The organism is Alteromonas sp. KUL106 (genome assembly GCF_009811415.1).
Classification (GTDB): Bacteria; Pseudomonadota; Gammaproteobacteria; order Enterobacterales; family Alteromonadaceae; genus Alteromonas.
This window is the reverse complement of record NZ_BLIG01000024.1, coordinates 14,539-27,401: the sequence shown is the minus strand read 5'-3', so window position 1 is coordinate 27,401 and position 12,863 is coordinate 14,539. Positions and strand designations below refer to the sequence as shown.

The 12,863-nt window shown below is 44.7% G+C and carries 6 protein-coding genes; all 6 read left to right on the top strand.

Annotated features, from left to right (window positions below; translation table 11 throughout):
- The 6 genes from GVO63_RS08200 to GVO63_RS08175 all read left to right on the top strand — a co-directional run bounded on the left by GVO63_RS08200 (position 1) and on the right by GVO63_RS08175 (position 12,861).
- On the top strand, positions 1–2,319 hold the full coding sequence (locus GVO63_RS08200; protein WP_159492662.1) for an RND family transporter: 2,319 nt from the start codon (positions 1–3) through the stop codon (positions 2,317–2,319).
- Between the two features lie 195 nt (positions 2,320–2,514).
- On the top strand, positions 2,515–7,353 hold the full coding sequence (locus GVO63_RS08195) for an NAD-glutamate dehydrogenase (protein WP_159579035.1): 4,839 nt from the start codon (positions 2,515–2,517) through the stop codon (positions 7,351–7,353).
- A 166-nt stretch (positions 7,354–7,519) separates the two neighbouring features.
- The gene (gene pyrD, locus GVO63_RS08190; RefSeq protein ID WP_159579033.1) at positions 7,520–8,527 is read left to right on the top strand and encodes a quinone-dependent dihydroorotate dehydrogenase; all 1,008 of its coding nucleotides are present in this window, start codon (positions 7,520–7,522) and stop codon (positions 8,525–8,527) included.
- A gap of 70 nt (positions 8,528–8,597) precedes the next feature.
- Complete coding sequence (rlmKL, locus tag GVO63_RS08185; RefSeq protein ID WP_159579031.1) at positions 8,598–10,694, top strand: bifunctional 23S rRNA (guanine(2069)-N(7))-methyltransferase RlmK/23S rRNA (guanine(2445)-N(2))-methyltransferase RlmL; 2,097 nt, start codon at positions 8,598–8,600, stop codon at positions 10,692–10,694.
- Positions 10,691–10,924 (top strand): glutaredoxin family protein, encoded by a 234-nt coding sequence (locus GVO63_RS08180; protein ID WP_159579029.1) that lies wholly within the window; start codon positions 10,691–10,693, stop codon positions 10,922–10,924. The genes rlmKL and GVO63_RS08180 overlap by 4 nt, the downstream gene beginning before the upstream one ends.
- On the top strand, positions 10,921–12,861 hold the full coding sequence (locus GVO63_RS08175) for an ABC transporter ATP-binding protein (protein WP_159579027.1): 1,941 nt from the start codon (positions 10,921–10,923) through the stop codon (positions 12,859–12,861). Before GVO63_RS08180 ends, GVO63_RS08175 begins: the two co-directional genes overlap by 4 nt.
- Positions 12,862–12,863: the final 2 nt, after the last annotated feature.

Below are 12,863 nucleotides of genomic sequence, written 5' to 3'. Positions count from 1 at the left end.
ATGACCCATTTTCTTGAAAAATTAGTGTTTGGGAACCGTAAAATTGTGGTGGCGCTTTTCGCCATTGCAACGATCTTTCTAGGTTACCAAGCCTCTCACATGCGCTTAGATGCAGGTTTTGAAAAAAACATTCCGCTAAACCATGAATACATGAAAACCTACATTGAGCATCGCCAGGATTTTGGTGGCGCCAATAATATTTTGGTTTCAGTATGTGACAAGAACGATAATATTTATAATCAAAATTTCTTTGATACTTTAAAGAATGTTCATGACCAACTTTTCTTCATAAATGGTGTGAACCGTTCACTTGTCATATCCCTTTTCTCGCCGTCGACCCGTTTTACCGAAATCGTAGAGGGTGGCTTTGCTGGCGGTCCTGTAATACCTGCTGACTTTAATTCAGCCAGCCCAGAAGCGTTAGAACTGGTTGCTGCAAACGTGGAAAAAGCCAATATTGTTGGAAGACAAGTATCCAGTGATTACAGCTGTGCGATGGTCACTGCACAATTGCTTGATATTGACCCGCAAACCGGCGAACCACTCAACACCCTGGCTTTGGCTGCAGAGCTTGAAGAACAGCTGCGCGGTCAGTATGAGAACGAGAACACGTCTATTCATATTATTGGCTTCGCAAAGATGATTGGTGATGTGGCCGACGGTGCGAAAGACGTATTACTGTTTTTTGCCATAGCAATCGCAATTACGGCAGTTATGGTGTACTTCTTCTCGCGCAGTATCATGCTTACCCTATTGCCGCTCGTATGTTCAATTATTGCGGTTATTTGGCAGCTGGGGCTCTTGACCTCTATTGGTTTTGGTATGGACCCCATGTCAATTCTGGTTCCATTCCTGGTATTTGCTATTGGTGTAAGCCATGGTGTGCAGATGATCAACGCAGTTGAAAAGCAAGCTGTGACAGGTATTGGTGCGAAACGTGCGTCGATGGCAGCATTCAGAAGCTTACTCGTGCCCGGCGGTATCGCATTGCTTTCGGATACTGTGGGATTCATGACACTACTTGTTATCGATATCGGTATCATCCGTGAACTGGCGATCACTGCGAGTATGGGTGTTGCGGTTATTATTCTTACCAACCTATTGCTGCTTCCTGTCCTGATGAGTTTCTTGAAACTCGACCAGAAATACGTGGAAAAATTTGCAGGTAAGGAAAGCGAAAATTCCAAATTTTGGGAAATCATTGCGGCATGCTCGCGTAAAAAGCCTGCGGCTGTCATTCTACTCGTTACGGCTATCTTGTTTGTGTTGGGTCATTTCCAAGCACAAAACATGAAAATCGGTGACCTGCATGCTGGCGCGCCTGCGCTTCATGAAACGTCTCGCTATAACCAAGATACGTTTTTGATCACTGATAAGTACGAGGTAACAGTAGACTATATTTCGATTCTGGTAGAAACCACGCCTGAAGCTTGTACGTCACACAGTGTCATGAAAGCCATGGACGATTTCCAGTGGAAAATGGAGAACGTCGAGGGCGTGCAGTCTGCCGTATCGTTAGCCTCTGTCGCAAAAATTGTTAACGCGGGCTATAACGAAGGTAACGTCAAGTGGCAGGTGCTTCCGCGTAATCAGCAAACGCTAGTACAGGCTATTTCCCGCGTACCTACTTCATCTGGTCTACTTAACGGCGATTGCTCTGTTATGCCAATTATCCTGTTTATGGAAGACCACAAAGCGGAAACAATTTCTCGCGTGGTTGATGCGGTTAAGGCATATCGCGATGAATATCAAACCGACGATATGAAGTTCAGCCTGGCTTCAGGGCCCGTTGGCGTGATGGCCGCGACTAACGAGGCGGTAAGTGCTGCGCAAGACCCAATGATGCTTTATGTCTTTGGCGCTGTGATTGCGTTATGTCTTATTAGTTTCCGTTCCCTGCGCGCAACTCTGGTAGTGGTGATACCGCTTTACGTGGTGTCTGTGCTCGCGCAAGCGCTAATGACATACCTTCAAATTGGCCTCACCGTTTCTACCTTGCCAGTTATCGCACTCGGCGTGGGTATTGGTGTGGACTATGGTATTTATATCCTCTCTACCAAGAGCTTAATGTTGAAGAAAGGCGCAACCGTTCAGGAAGCCTATTTCGCTGCCTTGAAAGAGCGAGGAAGTGCGGTTCTGTTTACGGGTATCACGCTAGCAATTGGCGTGAGCACATGGGTGTTTTCTTCGCTTAAATTCCAAATGGACATGGGGATATTGCTTACTTTCATGTTCGTCGTGAACATGCTTGGCGCAATAATCGTACTACCGGCGCTAGCGAGATTCTTGTGGTGGAACAGAAACGACCCTAATGCATAAAATATTTTTGCATAGCTAAGCATAAAAAAGGGCCTTTTGGCCCTTTTTTTTGGGTGTTTTCTGCATAGTTATCTATGCTGTTAATATAAGGTTAAAAATGGGCTTTCATTAGCGCCATTTATTAGAGAAAATAGTTAGGTACTCGGCACTTATACCAAATCAGATTGGTATTATGACATTCAAAAAGGTTAACAAATGACAGTCACCTCACAGCGACACTCAGTACTGCTAGATAACGTATTTGCACTTATTGATAAAAAGGTAGATACCAAGCAGAAGTCTCTTGTGCAGCAATTCGGACGTCTGTTGTATAAAAATATTTCAAGCGATGATTTAGAAAATCGCAACGACAGCGACCTTTATGGTGCAACACTCAGCTTGTGGAACGGTCTTGCAAAATTTGACAACAGCGCTCCATATATACGCGTATTCAACCCAGAAATAGCAAAGCATGGGTGGCATTCAAGCCACACTATCGTCGAGATAATAGTATCTGACATGCCGTTTTTAGTTGACTCTGTACGCATGTTGTTGAACAAGTTGAACATTACTGCACACTTATTTCTACACAGCCCCATTGGTATTAAGCGAGACGATACGAACAAAGTAGAGGCGTTTGTAGAGCCTGGCAAATCGATTGAAGGTGCCAAGAAAGAAACGGTAATTTTTATTGAGATTGATACCCAAACATCAAAAAAAGATATTGAAGCGCTAACAAAAGAACTTCATTCTGTGGTTGATGAAGTGTCGCTAGCGGTACAAGACTGGCAAGGTATGACTAATACCCTGAGAGACGTCATTGATAATTACGCGAAATTCAATTGGCCAGTATCAGCGGAAGCGAAAAATCAAACGAAAGCGTATCTGGAGTGGCTAAGCGACCACAACTTCACCATGATGGGCTATCGCTATTACGATGTAAAAGCGATTGAAGGCGATCATAGATGGATACCTAAAAATGAAACAAGTCTCGGGTTATTAAAAAATTCAATTAATGACCGTGAACGCCTATTGTCTCGTTTACCGGCATCTGCAAGAGCAGAGGCTTTGAGTAAGAATCCATTGATTTTAACGAAAACAAATTCTCGGGCACGAGTCCATCGCCCGGCCTTTATGGATTATGTTGGCGTTAAGGTATTCAATAAAGACGGTCAGGTAGTGGGCGAACATCGCTTCCTGGGCTTGTACTCGGCATCGTTCTACAACAATAGCGTGACGCAACTGCCAATACTTCGAGAAAAGATAAAGCGCATTTGTGAACTCTCTGGCTTTGAGCCAGGCACTCATGCTTACAAAGCGTTTGCGAATATTATAGAAACGTACCCCCGTGATGAGTTACTTCAAACACCGGCTGAAGAGTTAGCGCAAATTGTCATGGGCATCTTTCAGATGCAAGAGAGAGGTATCTCTCGTTTGTTTATTCGTAAAGATATCTTCGGACGTTTTTTCTCATGCATGGTATTTGTACCAAGAGAGCGCTACAACACTCAGCTAAGAAAAGAGACCCAAGCGCTTCTGAAAGCATCGTTAGGAGCGACTGAAGAAGTGGAATTCACCACGTTTTTCTCAGAGTCTGTGTATGCCCGCACGCACTACATTGCACGAGTCAACGATAACAATGCGGAATTCGATGTGAAGGAAATAGAGCAAAATATAATTGAGTTGACCAAAACGTGGAATGATAGATTAGCTTCTGCAATTTCTGCAGCTCACGGAGAGGCATCTGGCAAAGCGCTTGAGCGTAAATATAATAATGCATTCTCTCGAAGCTATATGGAACACAATCTTCCATCAGCGGCGCTTGTCGATATTGGCAAACTCGAAATGTTAAACGATAGCCATACGCTTGATATGCTCTTTTACCGTCCACAAGAAGAGGACGCTGATAGCCAAGTCGTTAAGCTTAAGCTTTTTCATCGTGCAGAGCCTATTCACTTATCTGACGTTCTGCCTATGCTGGAGAATTTTGGGTTACGCGTAATTGATGAAAGTCCCTACAAAGTGACTTGTTCAGAGGGTGAGCGCAATTGGGTGATGGACTTCACCATGCTGCACAAAAGTGGTCAGCATTTTGATATGGAGAATGCGCAGCTGTTGTTCCAAGACGCGTTTGCGAAAGTATGGACCAAGACGTTAGAAGACGATGCATTTAACCGCTTAATTCTCGGCGCAAACATGACCGGGCGAAAGGTGACAATTTTGCGCGCCTACGCTAAATACATGCGTCAAACAGGCAGTTCCTTCAGCCGCGATTATATTGCTAATACATTGTCGAACTATCCCGACATAGCCCGTTTATTAGTTGATTTCTTTGACCTACGTTTTAATCCCAAAAAGAAACGCAACGTCAAGAAAGAAGAAGCGCTTTTAGAAGATATTAAAGTGCAGTTGGATAATGTGAGTAATTTGGATGATGACCGCATTATTCGTCGTTATCTAGATATGATGTCAGCTACGTTACGTACAAACTTCTATCAGCCAGATGAAGCCGGTAACGAAAAATCTTACGTATCGTTTAAAATGTTGCCAGAACTTATTCCTGAGATGCCGCTTCCGCTGCCCAAGTTCGAAATTTTCGTCTATAGTCCTCGTGTAGAAGGTGTGCATTTGCGAGGCGGTAAAGTTGCTCGTGGTGGGTTGCGTTGGTCAGACCGTCAGGAAGATTTTAGAACAGAAGTACTGGGGTTGGTTAAGGCGCAGCAAGTTAAGAATACCGTGATTGTTCCTGTGGGTGCAAAAGGCGGTTTCGTTTGTAAAAACTTGCCTGTAGGTGAAGGGCGCGCGGCTGTTCAAGCGGAAGGCCAAGCGTGTTATCGCATTTTTATTACCAGTTTACTTGATATTACCGACAATATTATTAACGGCGAAATTGTTCCGCCAAGGGATGTCGTCCGCCTTGATGATGACGACCCGTATCTCGTTGTGGCTGCTGACAAAGGTACCGCAACTTTCTCTGATATTGCCAACGGCATTGCTGAGGAGTTTGGTTTCTGGCTTGGCGATGCGTTTGCTTCTGGCGGAAGTATCGGATACGACCATAAAAAAATGGGAATTACTGCACGCGGTGGATGGGAATCGGTTAAACGCCATTTCCGTGAAATCGGTATAGACTGTCAAACTACGGACTTCACGTGCGTCGGTGTGGGTGATATGGCGGGTGACGTATTTGGAAACGGGATGCTGCTTTCAAAACATACGCGCCTTATTGCAGCATTTAACCATCTGCATATTTTCTTTGATCCAAGTCCTGATGCGGCAGCCAGTTATAAAGAGCGTCAGCGTCTGTTTGAAAACCCAAGCCTGAGTTGGGAAGATTATGACAGTAAGCTGATTTCGAAAGGAGGTGGCGTATTTAGCCGCGCATCCAAGTCGATTAAGCTTACGCCTGAAATGAAAAAGTGGTTAGGTACGCGTCAACTTACCATGACGCCTAACGAGCTTATTCATAATATCTTAAAGATGCCTGTGGACCTTCTGTGGAACGGCGGCATTGGTACGTATATTAAGAGCAAGAAAGAATCTCATTCCGATGTGGGCGACCGCGCTAACGATGACTTGCGTGTAAATGGGCGCGATGTCCAGGCGAAAATTGTGGGCGAGGGCGGTAACTTAGGCTTAACGCAATTAGGACGTATAGAATATGCGTCTAACGGCGGCCGCGTTAACACTGACTTTATCGATAATGTAGGCGGTGTTGACTGTTCAGATAATGAAGTGAATATCAAAATCTTGCTTAATAGCCTCGTGAACGACGGTGAATTAACCCTCAAACAGCGCAATAAACTTCTTTACGATATGACGGATGACGTGAGTCGTATTGTGATAGAGGATTGTTATCGTCAAACTCAATCCATTTCCATCACTGAGCTTGCAGGGGTTAAACAGCTTAAAGAGCAACTACGCTTTATTCACGGTCTAGAGCGTGAGGGGCAGCTAAATCGTGAGTTGGAATTCATCCCAACTGATGATGAGATTTCAGACCGCGTAGCAACTGATCAAGGGTTAACACGCCCTGAATTGAGCGTGCTGATAGCCTACGGTAAAATGGTGCTAAAAGACGCGCTTAACATTCCTGAAATCACTGATAACCCTTATCACGGTAAGCTATTGGTTGAAGCGTTCCCATCAATTCTTCGCGAAAAGTTTGCTACGCATATGCAGCAGCATCCCCTGCGAAGCGAAATTATAGCCACTAAGTTAACAAACAATATGGTTAACGATATGGGCCTTAATTTTGTTTTCAGGATGCAAGAAGAAACCGGCGCAAGTGTGAGCGAGATTGCAGATGCTTACGCTATTGTCCACGGCATATTCAACATGAAAACCCTCTGGGCACGTATTGAAGAACTCGATAACGTTATTCCTGCTCAACTACAGTTGAAGATGCTGGATGAAGCGCGCAGAATTATGCGCCGTGCCGCACGCTGGTATATACGCCATGGCAACAAAGCGCAAACAATTGAAGAGGCCATTGCAAGCTACCGCGGTACTTTTGATACTTTGTCGAAAAACTTACAGCAATATCTTGTTAAAAGCGAATATGCGCAGCTTGAAGCCGCGACGCAAAAATATATCGACAAGGGTGTGCCGGAGGATATCGCTTATCAAGTGGCTAGTTTCTCAAACATGTTCTCAAGCTTCGATCTTGCGCAAATAGTGGAAGCTGACAAGCATGATACCGACGTGGTCGCAAAGCTATACTATCAGTTAGGTTACCGTTTAGAGCTTCATTGGTTCCTGGACCAAATAAACAATCAGGCGGTAAGCAACCACTGGCAGGCACTTGCACGTGCATCTTACCGAGAAGAGCTTGACTGGCAGCAGCGTTCCATTGCCGCTAATTTGCTGGCTTCACGGAAAGACTTAAGCGATGCTGACCAAATTCTAGACGAGTGGATTGAAAGCAATCAAGTTCTGCTTAAACGCTGGTATCACATGATGTCTGAGTTTAAGACCAGTACAACACACGAATTTGCGAAATTTTCTGTCGCTTTACGTGAATTGATGCTTTTAAGCGTGAAGTCTAACCATTAGAATACCCGTACCTTAATGATGTAAGCCCTGTTAATCAGGGCTTTTTATTGGCTGGGTGTTCAATGCTGCCAACTCTCGCAGCTGTGTTTATATAAAAGTACTGAATTTCGGTGCCGCAAACACAAACAATAATCCTAGCCCTTAATGAGCGAGTGTTAACACAAACATGCAATCTTTAGTGCAAAAACTCTTACTTCAGTGCGAACCTGAAAAAAGTCACGATTTCACCATTAACTGGTTAAACAAGACACAACACACACCGCTGAAATGGATGTACAGCACACCCACAATCAAAAAGCCCGTCACCGTTGCTGGAATGACATTTGATAATCCCGTAGGACTCGCCGCTGGACTGGATAAAAACGGCGATTGCATTGATGCCTTTGCTAGTATGGGGTTCGGTTTTGTTGAAATTGGTACCGTTACTCCGCGCCCACAACCAGGCAATCCGAAGCCTCGCTTATTCAGGATCCCTGAAAAACATGCCATTATTAACCGCATGGGTTTTAATAACAAAGGCGTTGATCATCTCATTGAACAAGTGAAAAAGTCACAATTCAAAGGGCCAATTGGGATTAACATCGGCAAAAATAAAGATACCGAAGAGGCAAATGCGCTCGAAGATTACCTAATATGCCTCAACAAGGTTTATCCTTATGCTAGCTATGTGACGATCAATATTTCGTCACCCAATACCCCAGGTCTAAGAAATCTTCAGTATGGCGAAGCACTCGATAAGCTGTTAGCTGGCCTAAAAGCGGCGCAGGAAACTTTGACGCAAACCCATGGCAAATATGTTCCGCTGTTCATAAAGATTGCGCCAGATTTAAGCGATGTTGAAATAGACAGCATTGCTGCATCTCTTATCAACAGTAAGATGGACGGTGTAATCGCCACAAATACTACGCTATCCCGTGATGCAGTCGCGGGGCTCAAGCACGCAGATGAAATGGGGGGCTTGAGCGGCTCTGTCATGACAGAAATGAGCCTAGATGTCACGCGCAAGCTAAGCAAAGCACTTGATCGTGCTATTCCGATAATCGGAGTGGGAGGGATAGATTCGCCACAAGCCGCAAAAGACAGACTCAATGCGGGTGCATCTCTCGTCCAAGTCTATTCGGCTTTTATTTATCAAGGCCCGCCACTCGTTAAACGCATTGTAAACGCGTTATAATACATCCGAAAACAATCTCTCGTGTGCATGGTTTTATATAAACGCATGCACACCAAACACAGGTAAATGAATGAATACTATTCTGGTTACGACCAGTCGCGGTCTTGACGAACTATTAAAACAAGAAGTGCTGAACCTCTGCCCTGAAGCGCAAATTAAACAGGGGCCAGGCACTATTCAGTTCGAAGGCTCAAAGGAAGACGCATATAAGCTTTGCTTGTGGTCGCGATTAGCTAATCGCGTTGTCTGGGTGCTCGCGTCTGGTAAAGCCGGTGATGCTGATGCGCTTTACGATACTGCTATGGGTATCGATTGGCAGATGCAAATGGATTCACGTCATACATTATCTGTACAGTTTATTGGAACCAACTTTGCGATTAAAAATACGCAATTTGGTGCGGTGCGTGTTAAAGACGCGATTGTCGATTCTTTTGTTGAGCAAGGATTAGCGCGCCCTTCAGTAGAACGTAAAAATCCAGATATCTCTGTGTATGCAAGGCTACACCGCGATAATGTGATCATAGGTATTGACTTGGCTGGAGCGAGTTTGCACCAGCGCGCATACAGACAAGAAACGGGTGATGCGCCGCTTAAAGAACACATTGCTAGTGCAATGTTAATGCGCAGCGGCTGGACAGAAAATACCGAAGCACCACTGGTAGACTTAATGTGTGGTTCGGGCACTATCGCTATTGAAGCCGCCTACATTGCGCGAAACATAGCGCCTGGTATTAAGCGTGTCTATTGGGGTTTTACTCAATGGCTTGGCCATGAAGAAAAGTTATGGGAGAACCTGGTTGACCACGCTATTTCTGTTCAAAAGGCAAGCTGTGGTGGCATTTACGCTGGCGATTACAGCCGTAAGATGGTGGCCATTGCAAAGGCTAACGCAGATTTTGCAGGCGTGTTTAACGACATCTCTTTTTCACAGCAAGACGCAACGAAATCGTCTCCTCCCGTAGCCACGCCTGGTTACGTGGTATCAAATCCTCCCTATGGCGAACGCTTAGGCGAACTTACGTCGCTTATTCCGTTGTTTAGCGATTGGGGCAAGCGCTTCAAAGAGGCGTGGAAAGGCTGGCATGTTTCCCTGCTAAGTAGTAATCGCGACCTGCTGCGCGTATTAAAACTTCGCGCAACAAAAGACTACGCCATGAACAATGGTAAGTTGGAATGCCGCCTCGCAAACTATGTGTTGAATGACGAGAACACGGTTCAGTTTAGTGAAGATGCTGGCAATCACGAGTTTGCCAACCGGCTTAAGAAAAACCTTAAGCGTATGAAAGGCTGGATCAAAAACGCTAATACCAACTGTTATCGTATTTACGATGCGGATCTGCCTGATTATAACGTTGCAATAGATAGATACGGTGATTGGCTCGTAGTACAAGAGTATGCTCCGCCGAAAACGGTATCGGAAGATAAATCGCGAAAACGTCTACAAGAAGTATTGCTTCATTTACCTGCAATAACAGGTGTTTCACCTAAACAAATTGCCTTAAAAGTGCGCGCCCAGCAAAAAGGCACAAAGCAATACGAGAAAATAAATCAGTCTGGCGAAATGATGGAAGTGTTCGAAAACGGCGCTCGCTTTTTGGTAAATCTGACAGATTATTTAGATACCGGACTTTTCTTAGATCATCGTAATACCCGTCAAAAGGTGAAGGCGTTATCACACGGAAAAGATGTGCTAAACCTTTTCTCTTACACGGGCAGTGTGTCTGTTTTTGCTGCCATGGGCGGCGCAAAATCAGTCACAACGGTAGATATGTCGAATACCTATCTGGAATGGGCAAAGAAAAACGTGGCACTCAACAAGCTTACGGGCCCTCATGCGTTTATTCAGGCTGACTGTACAACGTGGCTCAATACCCATAAAGGCAAATACGACTTAATTTTTATCGATCCACCGTCATTTTCAAATTCAAAACGCATGCAAAGCACGTGGGACGTTCAGCGCGACCACATAAAAATGCTTACCGATGCGAAAGCTTGCTTAAAAGAGCAGGGTACAATTATTTTTTCCAACAACAAGCGTGGCTTTAAGCTCGATGAGCAAGCAATCGGTGAACTTGGGCTATCGATAGAAAATATTACACGTGAAACGATACCTGAAGATTTTTCCCGGAAAGGAAAGATCCATCAATGCTGGGTACTGAGTGCATGAAAATCTATTTTTATACAGGCCCCGAATGTAGTTTATGTGATTTAGCCGATATGGAGATTGCTCGCACATCTATGTATGCATCGTTAACAATAGAAAAGGTTAATATTCGCGAAAGCACAGCGCTTTATCATTTATATGGCGCTCGTATTCCAGTTCTAAAGCGAGACGACAATAATCAAGAAATCGGCTGGCCTTTCAGTACAGCTGATCTAGAGGAGTTTCTTCAGTGAGCATTTTGCAGTTAAAAAACATCACTGTTATTTACGGAAATCCGCCCCTTTTAGACGGCGTCGAGCTTGTTGTTCAGCCTAAAGAACGAGTGTGTCTTGTCGGCCGAAATGGAAGTGGTAAGTCTACGCTGATGAAAGTCATATCTGGCGATATTATCGCCGACGACGGTCAGCGAATTATTGAAAATAACACGGTAATTGCACGCTTAGAGCAGGATCCACCGCAAACCACAGACGTAACGCTTTTTGACTATGTTGCAGAAGGGCTCTCGGATGTGGGAGAAACGCTTAAAGATTACTTCCATCAAACCCGTATCGTGGGAGAAAACCCCAGCGAAGCAAATCTCAATAAGCTACAGCGTTTACAAGAACAACTTGAAGCCAGAGACGCCTGGCAGTTTGAACAGCAAATAGAACAAACACTTACCATGCTCAAACTGGATCCAGATATTTCGCTTTCCACGTTATCTGGTGGTTGGCGTAGGAAGGCTGCGCTCGCCCGGGCGTTAGTTCGTCAACCAGATTTGTTACTCCTGGACGAGCCGACTAACCACCTTGATATAGAAATGATACGCTGGCTTGAAGCAAGCTTAAGTAACTATCAAGGTGCGATCGTCTTCGTGAGCCACGACCGAGCCTTTATACGAGCGATGGCAACGAGAATCATTGATCTCGATCGAGGCTCAGTAACCAGCTATCCCGGTAATTACGAAACTTACTTAGAGAAAAAACAACAAGATTTAGAGGTTGAAGCATCGCAAAATGCTGAGTTTGATAAAAAACTGGCTCAGGAAGAAGTGTGGATTCGTCAAGGTATCAAAGCGCGCCGCACACGTAATGAAGGTCGAGTACGCGCACTTAAGAAACTACGTGAAGAACGAAAAGCGAGACGTGCCGTTCAAGGTAACGCTGTAGTTAACCAGCACCAGGGTGCCCGTTCAGGCAAGATGGTTTTTGAGGTAAAAGACTTAAGCTATAGCATTGAAGGTAAGCCAATTGTTAAAGGCTTGAATTTAAACGTGTTGAGGGGCGATAAACTAGCGCTTATCGGACCTAATGGAAGCGGTAAAAGTACGCTGATCAAGCTATTGTTGGGCGAACTTAAACCCGATGCTGGCCACTGTAAGCAAGGAACCAATTTAGAGGTAGCCTACTTCGACCAGCACCGTCATGGCCTTGATTTAGAGCAGACTGTTATTGACGCCGTGGGAGACGGAAAACGTGACCTCATGGTAAATGGCCACCCGCGACATGTGATTAGCTATCTACAAGATTATCTTTTCACACCAGAACGCGTTAATGCGCCAGTTAAGTCTTTATCTGGCGGTGAAAAGAACCGTTTAATGCTGGCTAAACTGATGCTCAAGCCGAGTAACGTTCTAGTGCTCGATGAACCAACCAATGACCTCGACGTTGAAACCTTAGAAATGCTGGAAACGCTGCTTAATGAATACGCGGGTACAGTACTTCTAGTCAGCCATGATAGGGAATTTGTTGATAACGTGGCAAATAGTAGTGTGGTTTTTGAAGGACAAGGCCTGCTTCGAGAATTTATTGGGGGTTTCACTGACGTTGAAAACTGGTATAAAGACCAAGACAATAAACGTCAGCAAATTGAAAAAGAAGAAAAAGCCAAAATAAAGAATGAAACTAATTCAGATTCGGGCAGTCCTAGTGCTAAGTCTTCTCCCCGTAAGACGAAAAAGCTATCATACAAAGACCAGCGCGAGCTTGAGTCTCTGCCTAAAGAATTAGAAACGTTAGAAGAAGAGCTCGAAGCCATGCAAGAAAAGGTCAACGACCCAGATTTTTTCAAACAAGACAGCAATATCACCGCCAAGGCGTTAGCCGAATTAGCGGACAAAGAAGAATTACTTTCCCAGAAATATGCGCGCTGGGATGAACTAGAAAGTATGCTGGAAGATAATCAGCAGTAAAT

Coding starts and splice junctions, on each gene's coding strand:
- GVO63_RS08200 (WP_159492662.1), top strand. CDS start 1: ATGACCCATTTTCTTGAAAAATTAGTGTTTGGGAACCGTAAAATTGTG.
- GVO63_RS08195 (WP_159579035.1), top strand. CDS start 2,515: ATGACAGTCACCTCACAGCGACACTCAGTACTGCTAGATAACGTATTT.
- pyrD (WP_159579033.1), top strand. CDS start 7,520: ATGCAATCTTTAGTGCAAAAACTCTTACTTCAGTGCGAACCTGAAAAA.
- rlmKL (WP_159579031.1), top strand. CDS start 8,598: ATGAATACTATTCTGGTTACGACCAGTCGCGGTCTTGACGAACTATTA.
- GVO63_RS08180 (WP_159579029.1), top strand. CDS start 10,691: ATGAAAATCTATTTTTATACAGGCCCCGAATGTAGTTTATGTGATTTA.